The organism is Paracoccus sp. NIOT.M2S5SZ12 (assembly GCF_057748165.1).
Genome location: NZ_JBYLFR010000011.1, coordinates 15,747 through 36,793 on the forward strand (window position 1 = coordinate 15,747; position 21,047 = coordinate 36,793).

Sequence of the window (21,047 nt, forward strand, 5' to 3'; positions counted from 1 at the left end):
CCGATGTAGGGGGTCGCGGGGCGCGCCGCAACCTTGTATCACGCGCCAAAGCCAGCAGAGGTGGACCATGAGCGATCTTCAGAACACCGACCAGCCGATGCGTCCGGGCGTCGTGGTCACCGGCGCCTCGGGGCGGATGGGGCAGATGCTGATCCGGCTGATCCTGGACCATCCCGACCTGCGGCTGGTGGGCGCGCTGGACCGGCCCGGCCACGCCTGGATCGGGCAGGACATCGGCACCGCCATGGGCGGGGCGCCCGCGGGCGTCGCGGTCAGCGACGATGCGGTGATGGCCATCGCGCAGGCGCAGGCGGTGATCGACTTCACCGCGCCCGACGCGACCGTGGCCTTTGCCGAACTGACCGCCCAGGCCCGCGCGGTCCATGTGATCGGCACGACCGGGTTCGAGGGCCGTCACCTGGCCGCGCTGAAGGCCGCCGCGCGGCACGCGCCGATCATCCGGGCAGGCAACATGAGCCTGGGCGTCAACCTGCTGATGGGCCTGACCCGCCGCGTCGCCGCCGCCCTGGGCGCGGAGTGGGACATCGAGGTGGTCGAGAGCCACCACCGCCACAAGGTCGACGCGCCCTCGGGCACCGCGCTGATGCTGGGCGAGGCCGCGGCCCAGGGGCGTGGCGCGGCGCTGGACGATCTGCGCGTGCCCGCGCGCGAGGGGATCACCGGCGCGCGCCAGCCCGGCAGCATCGGCTTTGCCGCGATCCGGGGCGGCGACGTGGTGGGCGAGCATGACGTGATCTTCGCCGCCGAGGGCGAGCGCATCGTCCTGCGCCACCTGGCGACCGACCGCGCGATCTTCGCGCGCGGCGCGATCCGCGCGGCGATCTGGGGCCAGGACAAGGGGCCCGGCGAATACGACATGCTGGACGTGCTGGGCCTTCAGGGCTGAATGGAGCAGCAGCCGCTGAGCAGCGTGGTCCCCTCCTCGCCCTCGATCACGACCAGCGCCTGAAGCCCGAACAGCCGGTCCGACATGCCGTCCGAACAGAGCTGCGGCGTGCTGGTCAGGGTCATGCCGGGCGCGGTCACGGCGCGGGTCGGGTCGCGGAACACGCCCGTGGACCGCACCGCGCGCAGCGGGCGCGTGTCGTCCGGCAGACCGGGCATCGCGGTCACCAGTTCATCGCCCTGCGGGATCACCGTCCAGAAGGGCTCGGTCCCGAAGCATTGCCAGCCTGCGGGCAGGGCGTCCTCCTCCCAGACATCGGTGCGATAGTCGAGGAACCGCATCGAGACCCAGCCCGACCCCTCGCCCGTGTTGACCCGGCCCCAGCCCCGGCGCTCCTCGACCACTTCGACGCGTCCGGCGTCGGGGGCCAGCGTGCCGATGACGGGCGCGCTGCCGTTCGGATCGGCGCGGATGTTCAGCACGTCGCCCGGGGCCACGCGGGCCACGTCGAACAGCGTGGGCAGGATGTATTCCTGCGTGGCCAGCGCCGGCGTGGCCGACAGCATCAGGGCAAGGGCGGTGCGGATCATGGGGCCTCCTGTTTCGGTCAGCCTAGCGCGGCGCGCGCGGGGACGCATCCCACGGTTTCTTGACCGGTTCCCCCCGGCGTCCCGACCCGCTAGAACCGGGTCATGAGCACATGCGTGACCGCCGATGAGACCCTGACCGCCGCGCTGGCGCGGATGCTGGCCGCGCAGGTCGCGCCGCCCGCCACGATCCTGCTGGAGGGGCCGGTGGGGGCGGGCAAGACGCATTTTGCCCGCGCCTTCATCCGCGCCCGCCAGGGTGATCTGGCCGAGGACGTGCCCAGCCCGACCTTCACCTTGGTCCAGACCTATGACGACCCGATGGGCACGCAGATCTGGCATGCCGACCTCTATCGCCTGACCGACCCGTCCGAGCTGTCCGAGCTGGGCCTGGACGAGGCGATGGAGGAGGCCATCTGCCTGATCGAATGGCCCGACCGGCTGGACCCGGTGCCGCCCGGCGCCTGGCGCATCACGCTGGCGCCCCATGCGGACCCCGACCTGCGGCGGATCACGCTGGATTTGCCCGATGCGGGCCGCCTGGCCACCCGTGCGGCCTTCGTCGTGGCGGCGGGACAGGCCGAGGCGCGGGTCGTGCCCCTGGCGGGCGACGCCTCGGCCCGGCGCTACTTCCGGCTGTCTGGTGTGGGGGTGCTGATGGACGATCCGTCGGGATCGGTCGCGCCCTTCCTGGCGATGACCGACTGGCTGCGCGGCCACGGCTTCGGCGCGCCCGCCGTCCTGGCGCAGGATACGGCGCAGGGCTTCCTGCTGCTGGAGGATCTGGGCGACGATCTGGTGGCCCGCGTGCTGGAACGCGCCCCGGCCCTGGCCCCGACGATCCACGACCGCATCACCGACCTGCTGATCGACCTGCACCGCCAGCCCGTCCCGGATTTCGTGGCGTCGCTCGACGGGCCTGCCCTGGGCGATCTGGCGGCGCTGTTCACCGAATACTATCCCGGGGCCGACCTGCCCGGCCTGCCCGCGCTGATCGCGGAGCTGCATGACCGGCTGTGCGGCGACCTGCCCCCCGCGATCAGCCTGCGCGATTTCCATGCCGAGAACCTGGTCTGGCGCGGCGACGCCCCCTTGGGCCTGCTGGACTATCAGGACGCGGTGGCGGCGCACCCGGCCTATGATCTGGTCTCCGCCCTCCAGGATGCGCGCCGCGACGTGGACCCGGCCATGGAACAGGCGCAGATCGCCCGCTATCTGGCCACGACCGGCGCGGCGGAGGCGCCCTTCCGCGCCGCCTATACGCTGATCGGCGCGCAGCGGGCGCTGCGCATCCTGGGGGTCTTTGCCCGGCTGGCCATCCGCGACGGCAAGCCGCGTTACTTGGACTTCATGCCGCGGGTCTGGGCGAACCTGCAGCGCGACCTGACCCATCCCGCGCTGGCGCCGCTGACCGCGATGCTGGCGGAGGTGCCCGCCCCCGATGCCGCCCTGCGCGAAAGGATCGCCCGATGCCGCCCCTGATGATCTTTGCCGCGGGCCTCGGCACGCGGATGCGGCCCCTGACCGACGACCGCCCCAAGCCGCTGATCGAGGTCGCGGGTCGCACCCTGCTGGACCGCGCGCTGGACATGGCGCTGGCCGCGGGCGTCGGGCCGGTGGTCGTGAACGCGCATTACAAGGCCGCCCAGATCGAACGCCACCTGCAGCACCGCGACGTGGCCGTCAGCCTGGAGCCCGAGCTGATCCTGGACACCGGCGGCGGGCTGCGCCAGGCGCTGCCGCTGCTGGGCGCGGGGCCGGTCCTGACGCTGAACCCGGACGTGGTCTGGACCGGGCCGAACGTGCTGGCGGCGCTGGTCTCGGCCTGGGACGACGACCGCATGGACGCGCTTCTGGCGCTGGTGCCCTTGGCGCAGGCGACCGCGCGGCAGGGGGCGGGCGATTTCGACCTGGACGGCGGCCGGCTGATCCGGCGGGGCGATTACGTCTATGGCGGGGCGCAGATGATCCGCACCGAGCGTCTGGCGCACATTCCGGAGCGGGCCTTTTCGCTGAACCGGCTGTGGGACCTGATGATCGCGGACGGGCGCGCCTATGGCATGGTCCATCCCGGCGGATGGTGCGACGTGGGCTATCCCGCGGCCATTCCCCTGGCCGAGGGGCTGCTGCGTGGCTGAGATGCGGGGCCTTTACGCCCTGCCGCCGGGGGTGGAGTTCGCCGAAGGCTTCGTGCGCGGCCTGCTGGAGCGGATGGCCGGTCAGCCGCCCGAGGCCCTGGCCCGCGTCACCGTCTATGTGAACGCGGCGCCCACGCGGGGCGCGCTGTTCCGGGCCTTCGACCGGGCGGGGCCGCTGCTGCTGCCGCAGATCCGCTCGATCACCGGGATCGATCCGGGGCCGCTGGTCATGCCCGACCCGCCGGTGCCGCCTTTGGCGCGGCGGCTGCAGCTGGCGCGGCTGATGGCGCGGATGCTGGCCCTGCGCCCCGATCTGGGGGCGGGGCACTCCATTCCCGTGCTGGCGCAGTCCCTGTCGCAGCTGATGGTCGAGATGCAGACCGAAGGCCGCACTCTGTCGGACCTTGAGGCGATTGACGCGGGCGATCATGCCCGCCACTGGCAGAACGCGCTGGCCTTCCTGCGCATCGCGGCCGAGTTCCACCTGGGCGATCCGTCCCGCGACCGCCCCGCCCGCCAGCGCGCCGCGGCCGAGGCCGCCGCCCGCGACTGGCCGCAGGGGATCAATCTGCCGCAGGGGCCGGTGATCGTTGCGGGCTCCACCGGGTCGCACGGCGCGACGCGGCTGTTCATGCAGGCGGTCGCGACGCTGCCCGACGGGGCCGTGGTGCTGCCGGGCTTCGACTTCGATCAGCCGGAGGCGGTCTGGGAGGGACTGGAGCATGCCGACGACCACCCGCAGGCGCGGTTCGCGCCCCTGATCGCGGCGGCGGGGCGGCCGCGACCCTGGACCGCGGCGCGGCCTCCGTCGGTCGCGCGCAACCGGCTGGTGTCCTTGGCGCTTCGGCCCGCGCCGGTCACCGACCAGTGGATCGCCGAAGGCCCCGCTTTGCCCGACCTGGTCGAGGCCACGGCGGCGCTGACCCTGATCGAGGCCGACCAGCCCGGCCAGGAGGCCGAGACGATCGCGCTGATCATGCGCGACGCCGCCGAACGCGACGGCGAGCAGATCACCCTGATCGCCGCCGACAGCGGGCTGATCCGGCGCGTCACGGCGGCGCTGGACCGCTGGCACATCCGCCCCGACGACAGCGCTGGCCGCCCCCTGCCCCTGACCGCGCCGGGCCTGTTCCTGCGTCAGGTGGCGGCGCTGTTCGGCCAGGCGCTGACCATCGACAGGCTGCTGATCCTGCTGAAACATCCGCTGACCGCGACCGGATCGACCGCGCTGCCGCGCAACGAGATGCTGCGCCAGACCCGCGAGCTGGAGCTGCAGCTGCGCCGCCACGGCCCGGCCTTTCCCGATGCCGCGGCGCTGGCCGATTGGGCCGACAGGGGCGACGCGATGCGCAAGCTGTGGGCGGGCTGGCTGTCCGCGATGCTGGCGCGGATCACCGCCGTCGCGCGCGACCGCGCGCCCCGCCCCCTGCCCGACCGGCTGGCCGACATGCTGGACCTGGCACAGGCGCTGGCCGCGGGGCCGCAGGGCGACGCCCAGCAGTCGCGGCTGTGGCAGGACAAGGCGGGCCAGATGGCGCGCGCCGTGCTGGACCATCTGTCCGAGCATGCGGCGGAGGGTCCCGATCTCGGCCCAGCCGATTTCAGCGCCCTGCTGGTGACCGAGCTTCAGGCCAAGGCGGTGCGCGACGATGTCGAGGCGCATCATTGCCTGCGCATCCACGGCCCGCGCGAGGCGCGCCTGCACGGCCATGGCACCGTCATCCTGTCGGGCCTGAACGAGGGCGGCTGGCCGCAGCCTCTGTCCCCCGACCCGTGGCTGTCGCGCCAGATGCGCGCGGCGGCGGGCCTGCCGCTGCCCGAACGCCAGATCGGGCTGGCAGCCCATGACTTTCAGCAGGCCATCGCCGCGGACCGGGTGATCCTGACCCGCGCGCGCCGCGACGCCGAGGCCGAGACGATCCCGTCGCGCTGGCTGAACCGGATGCTGAACCTGATGGGCGGCCTGCCCGAGCGGCGCGGCCCCGAGGCCCTGGCCGAAATGCGCGCGCGGGGCAACCGCTGGCTGTCCCTGGCCGAGGCCGTGGCCCGCCCGCCCGCGCCGGTCGCGCCCGCCGCGCGCCCCTCTCCGATCCCGCCGGGGCGGCCCTTCAAGGACCTGCCGGTGACGGATGTGTCGCTGCTGATCCGCGATCCCTTTGCGGTCTATGCCAAGCGCGTGCTGGGCCTGCGCCCCCTGCCCGCGCTGCGGCCCCAGCCCGACGCCGCGCTGCGCGGCCAGACTCTGCACGCCATCGTCGAGGACCTGCTGAAGGCCCGCCCCGACCCGGACATGGCGCCGGAGGTGCTCAAGGCGCAGCTCCTGGAGGTCACCGCGCGAAAGCTGGCCGAGGACGTGCCCTGGCCCGCCGCCCGCGCCTTCTGGCAGGCGCGCATCGCGGGCATCGCCGACCGGATCGTCGCCGACGAGCTGGCCCGCCTGGCCGAGGGCCGGCCCGTCATCGTCGAGAACCATGGCCGCGTCGCGCTGGCCGGGATGGACGTGGTGCTGACCGCCAAGCCCGACCGGATCGACCTGCTCAGCGACGGGCAGGTGATGGTCTATGACTACAAGTCCGGCACGCCGCCGACCGACGCGATGATCCGCCATTTCGACAAGCAGCTGATGCTGGAGGCCGCGATGGCGCGGCGCGGCGGGTTCGACGCGCTGGGTCCGGTGGATGTCGCGGGCATCCGCTACATCCAGCTGGGCGGCGAGGGTCGGACCTTCGCCCGCGCCCATGATCCGGGGCTGGAGGCCGAGACCTGGGACGGGTTCGTGCGCCTGATGCAGGCCTATCTGACCGGCGAGGCGGGCTTCACCGCCATGCGCGCGCCGCAGCTGTCGGCCTATGCGGGCGATTACGACCATCTGGCGCGCTACGGCGAATGGGCGCTGACCGATGCGGCGGAACCGCGAAAGGTGGGCGATCACGATGGATGAGGCGACGCGGAACCAGATCGCGGCGGCGGACCCGCTGCGCTCGACCTGGCTGACGGCCAATGCGGGCTCGGGCAAGACGCGGGTGCTGACCGACCGGGTGGCGCGGCTGCTGCTGGCGGGCACGCCGCCGGAACGCATCCTGTGCCTGACCTATACCAAGGCCGCCGCGACCGAGATGCAGAACCGCCTGCTGGCGCGGCTTGGCCGATGGGCGATGCTGTCCGAGCCGGACCTGCGCCTTGAGCTGGCGCAGCTGGGCGAGGGGGGCGACCCGGACCTGCCCGCCGCGCGGCGCCTCTTCGCCCGCGCGATCGAGACGCCGGGCGGGCTCAAGGTGCAGACCATCCACAGCTTCTGCGCCGCCGTCCTGCGCCGCTTTCCGCTGGAGGCGGGCGTGCCGATGGGCTTTGCCGAGCTGGACGACCGCAGCGCCCGGGCGCTCCGCGCCGAGATCGTCGAGGAGATGGCCGAGGAGGGCCACCCCGCCATCGCCGACCTGACCCGCCTGCATGGCGGCGAGGATCTGGACGGGTTCCTGGCCGGCCTGTCCCTGCCCGATTACGCCGACGCGCCGGACGCATCCGCGATCTGGGCCGCGCTTGACCTGCCGCCCGGCCTGACGGCGGAGGCGCTGCTGGCGCGGGTCTTCACGGATGCCGAGGCCGATCTGGCCGATGCCCTGATCCCGGTGCTGCGGACCGGCAAGGCGACCGATGTCAAGCTGGCCGAGGCGCTGGCCCAGGTGAACTGGCGCGATCCCGGCATGGCCGATCTGGAGCAGCTGTTCGGCTGCCTGCTTTACGGCGGGACCGCCAAGGTGCCCTTCGGCGCCAAGATCGGCGCCCTGCCAACCAAGGACCTGCGAACGGGTGCCTGCGCGCCCTTCATGGCCGATCTGGAGGCGCTGATGGAGCGGGTGGAGCTGGCCCGCCCCGATGCACTGGCCTTGGCCGCGGCCGAGCGCACACTGGCGCTGCACCGCTTCGGGCACGCCTTCGCGACCCGGATGCAGGCCGCCAAGGCCGCGCGGGGCTGGCTGGATTTCGACGACCTGATCCGCCGCACCGCCGAACTGCTGGAGGAATCCAGCATGGCGCAATGGGTGCTGTGGCGTCTGGACGGCGGCATCGACCACATCCTGGTCGATGAGGCCCAGGACACCAGCCCCGAGCAATGGCGCGTGATCCGCCGCCTGACCGACGAATTCACCAGCGGCGCGGGCGCGCATGACCGGCCGCGCACGCTGTTCGTGGTGGGCGATCCGAAACAGTCGATCTATTCCTTCCAGGGCGCCGACATCGCGGTCTTCGAGGCGATGCGCGGCCGCTTCGCCGCCGATTTCGAGACCGTGCAGGCGCCGATGCAGCAGCGCGGGCTGGCCCACAGCTTCCGGTCGTCACCGGCCATTCTGGCTCTGGTCGATGCGGTCTTTCAGGGAGAGGCCGCGGCGGGTCTGGGCGATCCGCCCCGGCACGTGGCCTTCAAGGCGGCCCTGCCCGGCCGCGTGGACATCTGGCCCGCTCTGCCCAAGCCCGACAAGACCGACCCCGAGGACTGGACCCGCCCGGTCGATGCGCCGTCCGAAAACGACGCCGACACGCAGCTGGCCCGCCATGTCGCGATCCAGATCCGTGCGATGCTGGGCAGTCCCATCATCGACGCGAAATCGGGCCAGCCGCGGCCCCTGCATGCGGGCGACATCCAGATCCTGGTCCAGCGGCGCGGCACGCTGTTCGCGGCGCTGATCGCGGCGCTGAAATCCGCGGGCCTGCCGGTGGCGGGTGCGGACCGGCTGCGGCTGGCGGGCGAACTGGCGGTGCGCGACGTCATCGCCGTCCTGTCGGTCCTGGCCACGCCCGAGGATGACCTGTCGCTGGCCGCGGCGCTGCGCTCGCCGCTGTTCGGGCTGTCCGAGGATGACCTCTATCGGCTGGCGGCCGGGCGCGCCAAGCGGGAATACCTGTGGATGCGTCTGCGCGAATCGCGCCATGTCGCGGCGCAGGCGGTGCTGAACGACCTGGCGGGGCAGGCCGACTATCTGCGCCCGCACGACCTGATCGCGCGGCTGCTGACCCGGCACGGGGGGCGCGCGGCGCTGCTGGCGCGGCTTGGCCCCGAGGCGGTGGACGGCATCGACGAGCTGATGTCGCAGGCCTTGGCCTATGAGCAGGTCGAGACGCCCTCCCTGACCGGTTTCCTGGTCTGGCTGGCCAGCGACGAGGTCGAGGTCAAGCGCCAGCTGCCCGGCGGTGCGGGCGGGCTGATCCGGGTGATGACGGTGCATGGCTCCAAGGGTCTGGAAAGCCCCATCGTGATCCTGCCCGAGACGCAGGTGCGCAAGCCGAACAACCGCCAGCCCCTGGTGCGGCTGGACGGGATGCCGGTCTGGCGCGGCGCGGCGCCCGAGCGCTGCGACGCGGTGGCGATGGCCGTGGCCGAGTGGCAGACCCGGCAGGAGGAGGAGCGGCGGCGGCTGCTCTATGTCGCCATGACGCGGGCCGAAAGCTGGCTGATCGTCGCCGCCGCCGGAGAGACGGGCGAGGGGCTGGACAGCTGGCATGCCATGGTGGCCGAGGGCGCGGGCCGCGCCGCGCTGGACCGCCGGGACCTGCCGGTCGAGGGGCTGGGCACCGGCCTGCGCCTGTCCTGGGGGGACTGGCCCGACCAGGCCGAGGCCGTCCCGGCCGTCGCGGCGCAGCCCGTCGCCGCACCGGACTGGGCGCTGCGCATGCCGCCCCCCGCCCCCGATTTCGTGGCCCCCGTCACCGCCAGCGGGCTGGGCGGGGCCAAGGTCCTGACCCCCACCAGCGCGGGCGACCGCGACGCGGCCATGCTGCGCGGCACGCGGCTGCATCTGCTGCTGGAGCATCTGCCCGACCATCCCGCGCCGGACTGGCCCCGCATCGCCCGCGCCATCCTGTCGGGGGCCGAGGGCGGCCTGCCCGACTCGCCCGAACTGGACGACCTGCTGGAGGAGGCGCGCGCGGTCCTGACCGCCCCGGCGCTGGAGGCGCTGATGCAGCCCGGACCGGGCGCGCAGGTCCTGTCCGAGGTCGCGCTGACCGCGCCCGTCGCCGGGTTGGGGGTGCTGAACGGGGTGATTGACCGGCTGGTGGTGACCGAGGCGCTGATCACCGCCGTCGACTACAAGACCAATGCCGACGTGCCCGCGACCCCCGAGGCTGTTCCCCTGGGCATCCTGCGGCAGATGGCGGCCTATCGCGCGGCGCTGCGCGGCATCTGGCCAGACCGGCCCCTGCGCATGGCGGTGCTGTGGACGGCGACGCGCAGCCTGATGACCCTGCCCGACGCGCTTCTGGACCGGGTGATGGCCGAACTGGCCCCCGTCCCTTGACCAAAAGCCCCCCCGCCCATAGCTGTTGGGCATCCCGTCCTGCCGGTCCTGCCGGCCCCCATTTCCGAAAAGGAGCCCGACCATGGCCACCGTGCATGTGAACGACGCCGATTTCGACGCCCAGGTGCGTCAGGCCGACACCCCCGTGATCGTCGATTTCTGGGCCGAATGGTGCGGCCCCTGCAAGCAGATCGGCCCCGCGCTGGAAGAGCTGTCCGACGAATACGCGGGCCGCGTGAAGATCGTGAAGGTCAACGTGGACGAGAACCCCGAACAGGCCGCGGCCCTGGGCGTGCGCGGCATCCCCGCGCTGTTCATGTTCAAGGGCGGCGAGGTCGTGTCGAACCGCATGGGCGCCGCCCCCAAGGCCGCGCTGAAGAGCTGGATCGACGAAAGCGTCTGATTTCTGCCTGATCCACGCGAAAGGCGGCGGCCCCTCAGACGGGCCAGCCGCCTTTCTTCATGGCCGCCAGCAGGCGCGTATCGGCATCGGGCGCCATCATGTCCAGGCTGGTGCGGCGGAGGAACCAGTCCAGGAACCGTTCCACCGGTGGCGCATGGTCGGGGGCCATTGCCAGAGCGCGCTCGGCCCCCAGGGTGGCCGCATCCAGCGTGACGTGGTGGTAATCCGACAGGCCGAACAGCACGACCGGCTTGCCCAGGATCAGCCCGTCGAACCCCACCCCGCTGTTCTGCGTCACGACGAAGGCGCAGTCGCGCAGCCGCGCCGCGGTGTCGCCGCCGATGGTCAGGTTCGGATGGTCGCGCGCCAAGCGGTCCAGGGCGGCGCGGTCGGCATCGTCATGGACCTCCTTGGGGTGCAGGGTGGCGATGCAGGGGCGGCCGGTGCGGGCGGCGGCGCGGATCATCTGCACGGGGCTGGCCGACTGAAAGCTGCGCTGGCGGCGCAGATGCCCCTGCAGCGGGATCAGGATGTGATCGCCCCGCACGGGTTCGGACCCCGGCAGCACGCGGGCGCGCAGGCGGCGGGCAAAGCGCTGCGCGGCGTCGGCCTCGATCCGGGTCGGATCGAACGCCGTCTGCGCGATGGGCCAGCGCCAGCGTTCGGCCACCCGCTCCAGCCGCCAATAGGGATAATGATAGGCCAGGCGGAAGGTCAGCGCCCGGTCATGGGTCGGATGCTCCATGTTGTAGAGCGCATAGCCGGGGCGGTCCGGGGCCCGGGCGCGGGCGGCCTCGCCCGAGCGGTGGATCTCGATCCGCCAGCCGCGGGGTTCCAGAAGCGCGCGGATGCGGTTCAGGAAGCCCAGCTTGCCCGCCTGTGCGGTCTGCAGGATGGGGGCATGCAGATAGACGCTCAGCAACAGATCGCTCATGCCCCGGACGCTAGGGCGGGTGCGGCCGCTTTTCAACGGGTTGCGCCGGGCCGTGGGGGTTCATATCTGCTGAGCCGACGGAAGGCAGATGGAGCAGGCCCGATGGCAGAGGACAGATTTCCCGGCTGGCACGGCACGACGATCCTGGCGGTGCGCCGGGGCGGCAAGGTGGTCGTGGCAGGCGACGGACAGGTCAGCGTCGGCCCGACCGTGATGAAGGGCAGCGCCCGCAAGGTGCGCCGCCTGACCCCCGGCGGACGCGACGTGGTCGTGGGCTTTGCCGGATCGACGGCCGATGCCTTCACCCTGCTGGAGCGGCTGGAGAAGAAGCTGGAGGCCGCGCCCGGTCAACTGCAGCGCGCCTGCGTGGATCTGGCCAAGGATTGGCGCATGGACAAGTATCTGCGCAACTTGGAGGCCATGCTGATCGTGACCGACGGCGTCGACCTGCTGGTCGTGACCGGCGCGGGCGACGTGCTGGAGCCCGAACATGACGTGGCGGCCATCGGATCGGGCGGGAATTTCGCCTTGGCCGCGGCGCGGGGCTTGCTGGAGAGCGACCTGGACGCCGAGGCGATCGCCCGTAAGGCCATGCAGATCGCGGCCGATATCTGCGTCTATACCAACGGGCGCCTGACGGTCGAGACCATCGGATGAAGGCCGGGGGCGCTTCGCCCCGTCAGCCAGCGGTTCTTGAACCGATGGCGAACCTCTGGCTGACCCCTGAGGATATTTTTGTGAAGAAGAAGGGCGAGCGGTGCGCTGCGCCGGGCCGTTCGAGGAGAGAGATCCATGACTGACCTGACCCCCCGCGAGATCGTGTCCGAGCTGGACCGGTTCATCATCGGCCAGAACGACGCCAAGCGCGCCGTCGCCGTGGCCCTGCGCAACCGCTGGCGCCGCAAGCAGTTGGGCGACGACCTGCGCGACGAGGTCTATCCCAAGAACATCCTGATGATCGGGCCGACCGGTGTCGGCAAGACCGAGATCAGCCGCCGCCTGGCCAAGCTGGCCAATGCGCCCTTCATCAAGGTCGAGGCGACCAAGTTCACTGAGGTCGGCTATGTCGGCCGCGACGTCGAGCAGATCATCCGCGACCTGACGGATGCCGCCATGATCGACACGCGCGAGCGGATGCGCGAGGCGGTCAAGGCCCGCGCCCACAGGGCCGCCGAGGAGCGCGTGGTCGAGGCCCTGGCCGGCAAGGATGCCCGCGACGGCACCCGCCAGATGTTCCGCGACAAGCTGAAGCGCGGCGAGCTGGACGACACGGTGATCGAGCTGGAGGTTCAGGACAACTCGAACCCGCTGGGCGGGATGGAGATGCCCGGCCAGCCGGGCCAGCCCCTGGGCGGGATGATGGACCTGTCGGGGCTGATGAAGGCCTTTGGCGGCCGCAAGGTGCGGCGCAAGGTGACGGTGGCGGAAAGCTATGAGCTGCTGATCGCGGAGGAGGCCGACAAGCTCCTGGACGACGACGCGGTCAAGGCCGCGGCGCTGGAGGCGGTGCAGCAGAACGGCATCGTCTTCATCGACGAGATCGACAAGGTCTGCGCCCGCGCAGAGGCGCGCGGCGGCGATGTCAGCCGCGAGGGCGTGCAGCGCGACCTGCTGCCGCTGATCGAGGGCACGACGGTCAGCACCAAATACGGCGCGGTCAAGACGGACCATATCCTGTTCATCGCCTCGGGGGCGTTCCATGTGGCGAAACCCTCGGACCTGCTGCCCGAACTGCAGGGCCGCCTGCCGATCCGGGTCGAGCTGCGCGCGCTGAGCGAGGCGGATTTCGTCCGCATCCTGACCGAGACCGACAACGCCCTGACGCGCCAGTACACCGCGCTGATGCAGACCGAGGGTGTCAGCGTGGCCTTCACCGAGGACGGCATCGCCGCGCTGGCCCGCATCGCGGCCGAGGTCAACGCATCCGTCGAGAACATCGGTGCGCGCAGGCTGTACACGGTGATCGAACGGGTGTTCGAGGAGCTGTCCTTCACCGCCCCCGACCGCAGCGGCCAGTCGGTCAGCGTGGATGCCGATTTCGTGGAACGCCATCTGGGCGATCTGTCGCGGTCGACCGACCTGTCGCGCTATGTCCTGTGACCGGGGAACCCGGCGCGGCCCTGTCGGGTTGGCTGGCTGAACACAGAAGGGGACGGATCACATGGGTTGGATTTTCAGCGTCATCATCTTCGTGCTGGATGTCTGGGCGATCGCGCAGATCATCAACACGAATGCCAGCAACAAATCGAAGATCCTGTGGATCCTGCTGATCGTGATCCTGCCGGTTGTCGGCCTGATCATCTGGTACTTCGCGGGACCGAAGTCGAACGTCCGGCTGTGACCCGCGCCGCGCGCCCCGCATCCGGGGCGCGCGCCTAACCCTTGGGCCGGCGCAGATAGACGTAATAGGCCCCGTCGCCGCCATGGCGGAAATGTGCCGCGCTGACTTGCTGCACCACCGCCGACAGGGGCGCCGCATGCAGCCAGTAAGGCACCTGATAGCGCAGCGCGCCCGGTCGCGTCGGCATCGGCCCGTGATCGCCCCGCCCCTTTCCCGTGATGACCAGCACCAGCCTCAGGCCGTTCGCATGGCTGTGCAGGATGAAGTGCAGCAGTTCCGGCTGCGCCTCGGACAGGGTCAGGCCGTGCAGGTCCAGACGCGCCTCGGGGTGCAGCTTTCCCTTGCTCATCCGGCGATGGGTCCGCGCGTCCATGCGCAGGGCCGCGGCCGACAGCTGCTCGGCGGGCGAGACGGGGCGCGCGATCTTGGGGGCGGGCAGGGACGCGGCCTGGCCCACGCGGAACCGCGGCAGCGGGGCGGGCGGCGTGGGCGCGGGCGCAGGGGGGGCGATCATATCAGCAAAGGCCGCCAGATCGGCGGCCTGTCCCTTGCGCTTGGGGTCCAGCGGTTCTGCGGTTCGCGCGACGCGGGTCCAGAGATCCCGGTCCTCGGGCGTCAGCCCCCGTCGGCGTGCCATCAGCCGGTCGCGACAAGCTGCCAGTTGGGGTCGTCCTGACCCATCGGACGGGCGAAGGTCCAAGTGTCCTTCTGCTTGCGCGGGGCCTTGGGGTCGCCCTCGACCACGCTGCCGTCGGCGGCGCGGGTCACGGCGATCAGCTCCCCGACAAAGCGGACGGTGATCTGGCCGACGCGCGTGGCGGGGTCGTATTCGGCCGCCGCCAGGCTGGTGTCGCGGGTGCCCAGATAGGTCGCCTCGACGGTCTGGCCCGCGGCGCTGCGCTGGTCGATGACCGATTGCAGGGCCTCGGCGACCTCGGGGGCCAGGAAGGGACGGACCTCGGACAGGTCGCCCCGCTCGAAGGCCATCAGGATCATCTCGTAGGCCTGGCGCGCGCCGCCCAGAAAGTCGCGCAGCCCGAAAGACGGCTCGGCCCGCTTCATCGCGGCCAGCGCGGTCGCGGCGGGGCCGCCGGCCTCGGCATGGTCGAGGATGTCGTGGTCGGGCTCATCCGCGCTGCCCTCGATCACCTCGAAGCGGCCGGGGCGGGCGGGGGTCTGGTCGACCTGCGGGGGCTCGAACCCGTCGCGTGTCCCCAGCACGTTTTTCAGCCGCAGGATCAGAAAGATCGCGATTCCGGCAAGGACGATCAGCTGGAGTAGCGGGTTGGACATGCAGGGCAACCTCTGGTCAAACGGCGTTGGTATCGGGCGGTCTGTGCATTATGTAGGGAGTGCCTTGGCGCAAGTCCAGTTTCCGCGCCGGCAGGAAGGGGAATTCACATGCGGCTGTTCGCCATGTTTCTGGTGGTGCCGATCATCGAGATCGCGCTGTTCATCCAGGTCGGAGGGCTGATCGGCCTGTGGCCGACCCTGGGCCTCGTGGTGCTGTCGGCCGTCCTGGGCATAGCCCTCATCCGCGGTCAGGGCGCCCGCGCGGGGCTGGAGGTCCAGCGCAGCTTGGCCGAGATGCGCGACCCCATGCGCCCCATGGCCGATGGCGCGATGGTGATCGTAGCGGGCCTGCTGCTGCTGATTCCGGGCTTCTTCAGCGACATCCTGGGCCTGGCGCTGCTGGTGCCGGGGGTGCGCCGCCTGCTGATGTCGCGCATCGCCCGGCGCGTCACCACGACGCGGGGCATGCCCCGACATGAGCCGCACCGCCCCCCCTATGACGCCGGTGTGATCGACGGCGATTACGTCGTGGCCGATGACGGCGGGTCCCCGCGCCCGCCGGTGGACCTGCCGCCGGAGCTGGGCGACGTGCCGCCGCCGCCGGGTCGCGGAACGGGCCGGGGCTCCGGCTGGACCCGGCATTGAGCGCCGCGTGCCGGCCTGCTAGAACGCGGTCTGCACGCGTCATGTTCGCAGGCTTTGCGCCCATACGCATCACGCCCATACGGATAACGAAGGTAGGACCATGACCGAAGACACCCCGCAGAACGGCGCAGCCCAGCCCCAGGCCCCGGCCGCCGCGCAGCCGCGCATGCAGATCCTGGCCCAGTTCATCCGCGACCTGTCGTTCGAGAACGCCGTCGCCCAGAAGGGCGCGCCCCAGGGCGAGGTCCTGCCCGAGATCACCGTGCAGGTCAGCCTGGACGCCCGCAAGCGCGGCAGCGACACCCAGTACGAGGTCATCACCAAGTACCGCGTTACCTCGACCAACAAGGGCGACGGCGCGACGCTGTTCCTGGCCGAGCTGGATTACGGCGGGGTCTTCCAGATCGACGGCGTCCCGCAGGAGCAGCTGCACCCGTTCCTGATGATCGAATGCCCGCGCATGCTGTTCCCGTATGTCCGGCGCATCATCTCGGACATGACCCGCGACGGCGGCTTTCCGGCCTTCAACATGGACCCGGTCGATTTCGTGGCCCTCTACCGCCAGGAACTGGCGCGCCGCGCCCAGGCCGCCCAAGCCGCGCCCGCCGACCAGCGCCTGTCGTAAGATCCGATGGCCAGGCCCGCATCGCGCGCCTGGCAGCGGATGCTGTCGGGCCGCCGGCTGAACCTGCTGGACCCGACGCCCTTCGACATCGAGATCGGGGACATCGCCCACGGCCTGGCCTTCGTCGCGCGCTGGAACGGCCAGACGCAGGGCGACTGGCCCTATTCGGTGGCGGAACATTCGCTGCTGGTGGAGCAGATCATGGCGCGGCTGGACCCCGGCTGCGATCCGCGCTGGCGGCTGGCCGCGCTGCTGCATGACGCGCCGGAATATGTCATCGGGGACATGATCTCTCCGGTGAAGGCGGCCCTGGGCGGCGAATACAAGGCGATGGACGCGCGTCTGGCGGCGGCGATCCATCTGCGCTTCGGTCTGCCCGCGGTGCTGCCCGTGGCGGTCAAGCGGCGGATCAAGGCGGCCGACCGCGTCTCGGCCCGCCTGGAGGCGGTGACCATCGCGGGCTTCGGCGCGGCCGAGGCGCAGCGCCTGTTCCCCGTCCCCGAGGCGCAGATGCTGCCCGACCTGAGCATCACCCTGCGCCCCCCGGCCGAGACCCGCGCGGCCTTTCTGGAGCGCTTCGCGGCCGTTCTGGCGCAGGTGGACGGCGCCGGTGCTCCCCCGCCCGGCGGCTGACCGCCGCGCAAGGGGCTTGCTTCGGGGGCATGGCGCGCGTATGTCGGTCCGTGGGACACCCCTCCCCAACGAGGGGCCTTTAGCTGGAAGGCTAGTCACATGACCGATCATGCGATCCCGGCCGCGCGGCCGGCAAATCCGCGCTTCTCCTCTGGCCCCTGCGCCAAGATCCCCCATTATTCGCTGGACATGCTGTCGGACGCGCCCCTGGGCCGGTCGCATCGCGCCGCCGTCGGCAAGTCCAAGCTGGCCGAGGCGATCGAGCTGACCCGCGCGGTCCTGGGCGTGCCGGCCGATTACCGCATCGGCATCGTCCCCGGCTCCGACACCGGCGCCGTCGAGATGGCCATGTGGTCCCTGCTGGGCGCCCGCCCCGTCGAGATGCTGGCCTGGGAAAGCTTCGGCGAGGGCTGGGTCACGGATGCCGTGAAGCAGCTGAAGCTGGATGCCACCGTCCGCAAGGCCGATTACGGCAAGATCGTCGATCTGGCCGAGGTCGAGTTCGACAAGGATGTCGTCTTCACCTGGAACGGCACCACCAGCGGCGTGCGCGTGCCGAACGGCGACGCGATCCCCGCGGACCGCGCGGGCCTGACCATCTGCGACGCGACCAGCGCGGCCTTTGCCATGGACCTGCCTTGGGACAAGCTGGATGTGGTGACCTTCAGCTGGCAGAAGGTGCTGGGCGGCGAGGGTGCGCATGGCGTGCTGATCCTGTCGCCGCGCGCTGTCGAGCGGCTGGAGACCTATGTCCCCGCCTGGCCGCTGCCCAAGATCTTCCGCATGACCAAGGGCGGCAAGCTGATCGAGGGCATCTTCAAGGGCGAGACGATCAACACGCCCTCGATGCTGGCGGTCGAGGATTACCTGGTCGCGCTGAAATGGGCGCAATCCCTGGGCGGTCTGCCGGCGCTGATCGCGCGGGCGGATGCCAATGCGGCTGCTGTGCGCGATTTCATCGCGGACAAGGACTGGATCGCCGATCTGGCCGAGGACCCGGCCACCGCATCGACGACCAGCGTCTGCCTGAAGTTCACCGATCCGGCCATCAAGGACGGCGCGGCCTTTGCCAAGGCCGTGGCCAAGCGGCTGGAGAAGGAGGGCGTCGCGCTGGATGCGGGCGCCTATCGCGATGCGCCGGCCGGTCTGCGGATCTGGTGCGGATCGACGGTCGAGACCGCCGATGTCGCGGCCCTGATGCCGTGGATCGAATGGGCCTACCGCGCCGAGCTGGCCGCGCAGTGATCCGAGAGGCCGGGGGGCCTTGCGCCCCCCGGACCCCCCGCAGGATATTTTTCTGAAGAAGAAACAAGGCGTCCGCGAGGCTGTGCCCGGATGCCGCATGACAAGGATAAGTCCCATGCCGAAGGTTCTCGTGTCCGACAAGCTGTCGGAAACCGCCGTCCAGATCTTTCGCGATCGCGGCGTCGAGGTGGATTACCTGCCCGATCTGGGCAAGGACAAGGAGAAGCTGGCCGAGGTGATCGGGCAGTATGACGGGTTGGCCATCCGGTCCGCGACCAAGGTGACCGAGAAGCTGCTGGAGCAGGCGGCGAACCTGAAGGTCATCGGCCGTGCGGGCATCGGGGTCGACAACGTCGACATCCCGGCCGCCAGCAAGAAGGGCGTCATCGTGATGAACACGCCCTTCGGCAACAGTGTGACCACGGCCGAGCATGCCATCGCGATGATGTTCGCGGTCGCTCGCCAGCTGCCCGAGGCCAGCGTCAGCACCCATGCCGGCAAGTGGGAGAAGAACCGCTTCATGGGGGTCGAGCTGTTCAACAAGACCCTGGGCGTCATCGGGGCGGGCAATATTGGGTCCATCGTGATCGACCGCGCCTTGGGGCTGCACATGAAGGTGCTGGCCTATGACCCCTTCCTGTCCGAGGAGCGGGCGCGCGAGATCGGCGTCACCAAGGTCGAGCTGGACGAGCTGCTGGGCCGGGCGGATTTCATCACCTTCCACGTGCCGCTGACCGAGAAGACCAAGAACATCCTGTCGCGCGAGGCCATCGCCAAGCTGAAGAAGGGCGTGCGCATCATCAACTGCGCCCGCGGCGGCCTGGTGGACGAGGAGGCGCTGGCCGAGGCGCTGAAGGACGGGCGCGTGGCCGGCGCCGCCTTCGACGTCTTCGCCGTCGAGCCCGCGACCGAAAGCCCGCTATTCAACCTGCCGAACGTGGTCGTGACGCCGCATCTGGGCGCCTCGACCACCGAGGCGCAGGAGAACGTCGCCCTGCAGGTGGCCGAGCAGATGTCGGACTATCTGCTGTCGGGTGCGGTGCAGAACGCCTTGAACATGCCGTCGGTCACGGCCGAGGAGGCCGCGGTGATGGGCCCCTGGATCAAGCTGGCCGGCCATCTGGGCGCCTTCGTGGGCCAGATGACGGACGAGCCGATCAAGGCGATCAACGTGCTGTACGACGGCGTCGTGTCCGAGATGAACCTGAACGCGCTGAACGCGGCCGTCATCGCCGGCGTGATGCAGGCCACGAATCCGGACGTGAACATGGTTTCGGCACCGGTCATGGCCAAGGAGCGGGGCGTGCAGGTGTCGACGACCAGGCAGGACAAGGCCGGCGCCTATGAGGGGTACGTCAAGGTCACCTGCGTCACCGAGACCCGCGAGCGGTCCATCGCAGGCACGGTCTTCAGCGACGGCAAGCCGCGCTTCATCCAGATCCGCGGCATCAACGTGGATGCCGAGGTGGGCGCGCACATGCTGTATACCCGCAACAAGGACGTGCCGGGCGTGATCGGCGCCCTGGGGATGACCTTGGGCGATCTGGGCGTGAACATCGCGAACTTCACCCTGGGCCGGGCCGCGAACGGCGCGGATGCCATCGCCATCCTGTACCTGGACGAGGCGATCAGCGACGAGGCCTTGGCCGCGCTGCAGAACACCGGCAAGTTCCTGCAGGCCCGCCGCCTGCAATTCGAGGTTTGACCTTCCCGCCGCACGCCCCTAGCCATGGGGCGTGCGGCCCTCCTGCCGTGCGCCATGACCGGAGGACGGATGCGACTTTACGCGATCGGCGACATCCACGGACATCTGGAACAGCTGAAGGCCGCGCAAGAACGGATCTTCCGCGATGGCGGTCGCGATGCGGTCATCGCCCATGTGGGCGACCTGATCGACCGGGGACCCGATTCGCGCGGCGTTGTCCAGCACCTGATGGAGGGCCGGCGCGCCGGGCGGCCCTGGATCGTCACGCGCGGCAATCACGACCGGTTCCTGCCCGCCTTCCTGCAGCGGCCCGACTGGGTCGATCCGGGCCTGTCCTCGGGTCAGCACTGGATCGACCATCCGGGGCTGGGGGCGGCGGCGACGCTGGCCTCCTACGGGCTGGACGCCGGGATGCCGCGGGCGGCCCTGCTGGAGGCCGCGCGACGGGCGGTGCCGGACGATCACGTCCGGTTCCTGGCCGGGCTGCCGCTGTGGCACCTGCATCCGCTGGCGCTGGTCGTGCATGCGGGCGTGCGGCCGGGCATCGACCTGCAGCGGCAGCAGGAGCAGGACCTGGTCTGGATCCGTCAGGGGTTCCTGGACAGCGAGGTCGATCACGGCCCGCTGGTCGTGCATGGCCATACCGCGCTGGAGCGTCCGGCGCTGTATCGAAACCGCCTGAACATGGATGGCGGTGCCGCCTATGGCCGTCCGCTGGCCACGGCCGTGATCGAGCCGGGCGCCGTGCATCTGCTGACCGAATCGGGCCGAGAGCCCCTGTCGCCGGAGTGAACCGATGCGCCTTGCCGCCCTGCTGAGCCTGCTGGCCCTGCCCGCCGCCGCCGAGGAGATCGGCCGGGTCGGCGTGGACTGGGTCGGGAACGACGTGGTGATCGAGGCGATCCGCGATCCCGACGTGCCCGGCGTGACCTGCCATCTGGCCTATTTCGAACGCTCGGTCTTGGACCGGCTGAGCCAGGGGAACTGGTTTGAGGACCCCTCGAACAGCGCGATCCAATGCGCGCGGACGGGGGCGATCGACGTCTCGGCGCTGGACCCCGGGGAGGCGGAGGCGCTGTTCTCGGAGGGGCGGTCGCTGGTCTTCAAGACGCTGCGGGTCCAGCGCGTCTATGATGCCGAGAACCGGGTGCTGATCTATCTGGCCCATGCCAGCCAGGTGACCGAGGGATCGGCCAAGATGTCGATGGCGACCGTGCCCCTGCTGGCCGAGGACCGCGCGCCCTGAGGCAGTGGGGCGATTCGGTGGACAGCGCTGACGGGTCGCGCTAGAAGGC

General features: G+C 70.9%; 20 protein-coding genes. 16 read left to right on the plus strand and 4 right to left on the minus strand.

Annotation, left to right across the window (positions count from 1 at the left end; translation table 11 throughout):
• Positions 1 to 67 precede the first annotated feature (67 nt).
• Positions 68 to 907, plus strand: a complete 840-nt coding sequence (dapB, locus tag AC2SGK_RS11480) for a 4-hydroxy-tetrahydrodipicolinate reductase (RefSeq protein ID WP_488323664.1) — start codon at positions 68 to 70, stop codon at positions 905 to 907.
• On the opposite strand, the gene AC2SGK_RS11485 is transcribed toward dapB, so the two are convergent.
• Entirely contained in the window at positions 898 to 1,497 is a 600-nt protein-coding gene (locus AC2SGK_RS11485; RefSeq protein ID WP_488323665.1) for an SH3 domain-containing protein, read from the minus strand. The two genes, dapB and AC2SGK_RS11485, sit on opposite strands and share 10 nt — an antisense overlap.
• Before the next feature lie 102 nt (positions 1,498 to 1,599).
• Here AC2SGK_RS11485 and tsaE point away from each other — a divergent pair, with 102 nt between their 5' ends.
• From tsaE to trxA, 5 genes are all read left to right on the plus strand, one after another.
• On the plus strand, positions 1,600 to 2,976 hold the full coding sequence (tsaE, locus tag AC2SGK_RS11490; RefSeq protein ID WP_488323666.1) for a tRNA (adenosine(37)-N6)-threonylcarbamoyltransferase complex ATPase subunit type 1 TsaE: 1,377 nt from the start codon (positions 1,600 to 1,602) through the stop codon (positions 2,974 to 2,976).
• On the plus strand, positions 2,964 to 3,632 hold the full coding sequence (locus AC2SGK_RS11495; RefSeq protein WP_488323667.1) for a nucleotidyltransferase family protein: 669 nt from the start codon (positions 2,964 to 2,966) through the stop codon (positions 3,630 to 3,632). Before tsaE ends, AC2SGK_RS11495 begins: the two co-directional genes overlap by 13 nt.
• A gap of 1 nt (position 3,633) precedes the next feature.
• Complete coding sequence (addB, locus tag AC2SGK_RS11500) at positions 3,634 to 6,573, plus strand: double-strand break repair protein AddB (protein WP_488323778.1); 2,940 nt, start codon at positions 3,634 to 3,636, stop codon at positions 6,571 to 6,573.
• Positions 6,566 to 9,928 (plus strand): double-strand break repair helicase AddA, encoded by a 3,363-nt coding sequence (addA, locus tag AC2SGK_RS11505; RefSeq protein ID WP_488323668.1) that lies wholly within the window; start codon positions 6,566 to 6,568, stop codon positions 9,926 to 9,928. The genes addB and addA overlap by 8 nt, the downstream gene beginning before the upstream one ends.
• A gap of 82 nt (positions 9,929 to 10,010) precedes the next feature.
• The gene (trxA, locus tag AC2SGK_RS11510) at positions 10,011 to 10,331 is read left to right on the plus strand and encodes a thioredoxin (RefSeq protein WP_488323669.1); all 321 of its coding nucleotides are present in this window, start codon (positions 10,011 to 10,013) and stop codon (positions 10,329 to 10,331) included.
• 34 nt (positions 10,332 to 10,365) lie between these two features.
• Here trxA and AC2SGK_RS11515 read toward each other — a convergent pair whose 3' ends face one another.
• Positions 10,366 to 11,265, minus strand: a complete 900-nt coding sequence (locus AC2SGK_RS11515) for a hypothetical protein (RefSeq protein ID WP_488323670.1) — start codon at positions 11,263 to 11,265, stop codon at positions 10,366 to 10,368.
• Between the two features lie 102 nt (positions 11,266 to 11,367).
• Here AC2SGK_RS11515 and hslV point away from each other — a divergent pair, with 102 nt between their 5' ends.
• The 3 genes from hslV to AC2SGK_RS11530 all read left to right on the plus strand — a co-directional run bounded on the left by hslV (position 11,368) and on the right by AC2SGK_RS11530 (position 13,606).
• Positions 11,368 to 11,922: an ATP-dependent protease subunit HslV gene (hslV, locus tag AC2SGK_RS11520; RefSeq protein ID WP_411838103.1), complete on the plus strand. Its 555-nt coding sequence runs from the start codon at positions 11,368 to 11,370 to the stop codon at positions 11,920 to 11,922.
• A gap of 135 nt (positions 11,923 to 12,057) precedes the next feature.
• Positions 12,058 to 13,365, plus strand: coding sequence for an ATP-dependent protease ATPase subunit HslU (hslU, locus tag AC2SGK_RS11525; RefSeq protein WP_488323671.1), 1,308 nt, complete (start codon positions 12,058 to 12,060; stop codon positions 13,363 to 13,365).
• 61 nt (positions 13,366 to 13,426) lie between these two features.
• A complete protein-coding gene (locus AC2SGK_RS11530; protein ID WP_411838105.1) occupies positions 13,427 to 13,606 on the plus strand; it encodes a PLDc N-terminal domain-containing protein in 180 nt (59 codons plus the stop codon).
• 34 nt (positions 13,607 to 13,640) lie between these two features.
• On the opposite strand, the gene AC2SGK_RS11535 is transcribed toward AC2SGK_RS11530, so the two are convergent.
• Both AC2SGK_RS11535 and AC2SGK_RS11540 read right to left on the minus strand, forming a co-directional pair.
• On the minus strand, positions 13,641 to 14,243 hold the full coding sequence (locus tag AC2SGK_RS11535) for a Smr/MutS family protein (protein ID WP_488323672.1): 603 nt from the start codon (positions 14,241 to 14,243) through the stop codon (positions 13,641 to 13,643).
• The gene (locus AC2SGK_RS11540; RefSeq protein WP_488323673.1) at positions 14,243 to 14,899 is read right to left on the minus strand and encodes a Tim44/TimA family putative adaptor protein; all 657 of its coding nucleotides are present in this window, start codon (positions 14,897 to 14,899) and stop codon (positions 14,243 to 14,245) included. The genes AC2SGK_RS11535 and AC2SGK_RS11540 overlap by 1 nt, the downstream gene beginning before the upstream one ends.
• 108 nt (positions 14,900 to 15,007) lie before the next feature.
• On the opposite strand from AC2SGK_RS11540, the gene AC2SGK_RS11545 reads away from it, so the two are divergent.
• The 7 genes from AC2SGK_RS11545 (at position 15,008) to AC2SGK_RS11575 (ending at position 20,998) form a co-directional block, all read left to right on the plus strand.
• A complete protein-coding gene (locus AC2SGK_RS11545) occupies positions 15,008 to 15,544 on the plus strand; it encodes an FxsA family protein (RefSeq protein WP_488323674.1) in 537 nt (178 codons plus the stop codon).
• Positions 15,545 to 15,644: 100 nt separating this feature from the next.
• Positions 15,645 to 16,169: a protein-export chaperone SecB gene (secB, locus tag AC2SGK_RS11550; RefSeq protein WP_488323675.1), complete on the plus strand. Its 525-nt coding sequence runs from the start codon at positions 15,645 to 15,647 to the stop codon at positions 16,167 to 16,169.
• A 6-nt stretch (positions 16,170 to 16,175) separates the two neighbouring features.
• The gene (locus tag AC2SGK_RS11555) at positions 16,176 to 16,802 is read left to right on the plus strand and encodes an HD domain-containing protein (protein ID WP_488323676.1); all 627 of its coding nucleotides are present in this window, start codon (positions 16,176 to 16,178) and stop codon (positions 16,800 to 16,802) included.
• Between the two features lie 99 nt (positions 16,803 to 16,901).
• Positions 16,902 to 18,047 (plus strand): phosphoserine transaminase, encoded by a 1,146-nt coding sequence (locus AC2SGK_RS11560; RefSeq protein ID WP_488323677.1) that lies wholly within the window; start codon positions 16,902 to 16,904, stop codon positions 18,045 to 18,047.
• Positions 18,048 to 18,162: 115 nt separating this feature from the next.
• Positions 18,163 to 19,752: a phosphoglycerate dehydrogenase gene (gene serA, locus AC2SGK_RS11565; RefSeq protein WP_488323678.1), complete on the plus strand. Its 1,590-nt coding sequence runs from the start codon at positions 18,163 to 18,165 to the stop codon at positions 19,750 to 19,752.
• Between the two features lie 69 nt (positions 19,753 to 19,821).
• Complete coding sequence (locus tag AC2SGK_RS11570; protein ID WP_488323679.1) at positions 19,822 to 20,544, plus strand: metallophosphoesterase; 723 nt, start codon at positions 19,822 to 19,824, stop codon at positions 20,542 to 20,544.
• Positions 20,545 to 20,548: 4 nt separating this feature from the next.
• Positions 20,549 to 20,998 carry a CreA family protein gene (locus AC2SGK_RS11575; protein WP_488323680.1) on the plus strand — a complete coding sequence of 150 codons (450 nt, stop codon included), beginning with the start codon at positions 20,549 to 20,551 and terminating at the stop codon, positions 20,996 to 20,998.
• The last annotated feature ends 49 nt before the right edge of the window (positions 20,999 to 21,047 follow it).

What these genes read in the sequence shown, in the direction of transcription:
- dapB (WP_488323664.1), top strand. Translation starts at nt 68, where the DNA reads ATGAGCGATCTTCAGAACACCGACCAGCCGATGCGTCCGGGCGTCGTG.
- AC2SGK_RS11485 (WP_488323665.1), bottom strand. Translation starts at nt 1,497, where the DNA reads ATGATCCGCACCGCCCTTGCCCTGATGCTGTCGGCCACGCCGGCGCTG.
- tsaE (WP_488323666.1), top strand. Translation starts at nt 1,600, where the DNA reads ATGAGCACATGCGTGACCGCCGATGAGACCCTGACCGCCGCGCTGGCG.
- AC2SGK_RS11495 (WP_488323667.1), top strand. Translation starts at nt 2,964, where the DNA reads ATGCCGCCCCTGATGATCTTTGCCGCGGGCCTCGGCACGCGGATGCGG.
- addB (WP_488323778.1), top strand. Translation starts at nt 3,634, where the DNA reads ATGCGGGGCCTTTACGCCCTGCCGCCGGGGGTGGAGTTCGCCGAAGGC.
- addA (WP_488323668.1), top strand. Translation starts at nt 6,566, where the DNA reads ATGGATGAGGCGACGCGGAACCAGATCGCGGCGGCGGACCCGCTGCGC.
- trxA (WP_488323669.1), top strand. Translation starts at nt 10,011, where the DNA reads ATGGCCACCGTGCATGTGAACGACGCCGATTTCGACGCCCAGGTGCGT.
- AC2SGK_RS11515 (WP_488323670.1), bottom strand. Translation starts at nt 11,265, where the DNA reads ATGAGCGATCTGTTGCTGAGCGTCTATCTGCATGCCCCCATCCTGCAG.
- hslV (WP_411838103.1), top strand. Translation starts at nt 11,368, where the DNA reads ATGGCAGAGGACAGATTTCCCGGCTGGCACGGCACGACGATCCTGGCG.
- hslU (WP_488323671.1), top strand. Translation starts at nt 12,058, where the DNA reads ATGACTGACCTGACCCCCCGCGAGATCGTGTCCGAGCTGGACCGGTTC.
- AC2SGK_RS11530 (WP_411838105.1), top strand. Translation starts at nt 13,427, where the DNA reads ATGGGTTGGATTTTCAGCGTCATCATCTTCGTGCTGGATGTCTGGGCG.
- AC2SGK_RS11535 (WP_488323672.1), bottom strand. Translation starts at nt 14,243, where the DNA reads ATGGCACGCCGACGGGGGCTGACGCCCGAGGACCGGGATCTCTGGACC.
- AC2SGK_RS11540 (WP_488323673.1), bottom strand. Translation starts at nt 14,899, where the DNA reads ATGTCCAACCCGCTACTCCAGCTGATCGTCCTTGCCGGAATCGCGATC.
- AC2SGK_RS11545 (WP_488323674.1), top strand. Translation starts at nt 15,008, where the DNA reads ATGCGGCTGTTCGCCATGTTTCTGGTGGTGCCGATCATCGAGATCGCG.
- secB (WP_488323675.1), top strand. Translation starts at nt 15,645, where the DNA reads ATGACCGAAGACACCCCGCAGAACGGCGCAGCCCAGCCCCAGGCCCCG.
- AC2SGK_RS11555 (WP_488323676.1), top strand. Translation starts at nt 16,176, where the DNA reads ATGGCCAGGCCCGCATCGCGCGCCTGGCAGCGGATGCTGTCGGGCCGC.
- AC2SGK_RS11560 (WP_488323677.1), top strand. Translation starts at nt 16,902, where the DNA reads ATGACCGATCATGCGATCCCGGCCGCGCGGCCGGCAAATCCGCGCTTC.
- serA (WP_488323678.1), top strand. Translation starts at nt 18,163, where the DNA reads ATGCCGAAGGTTCTCGTGTCCGACAAGCTGTCGGAAACCGCCGTCCAG.
- AC2SGK_RS11570 (WP_488323679.1), top strand. Translation starts at nt 19,822, where the DNA reads ATGCGACTTTACGCGATCGGCGACATCCACGGACATCTGGAACAGCTG.
- AC2SGK_RS11575 (WP_488323680.1), top strand. Translation starts at nt 20,549, where the DNA reads ATGCGCCTTGCCGCCCTGCTGAGCCTGCTGGCCCTGCCCGCCGCCGCC.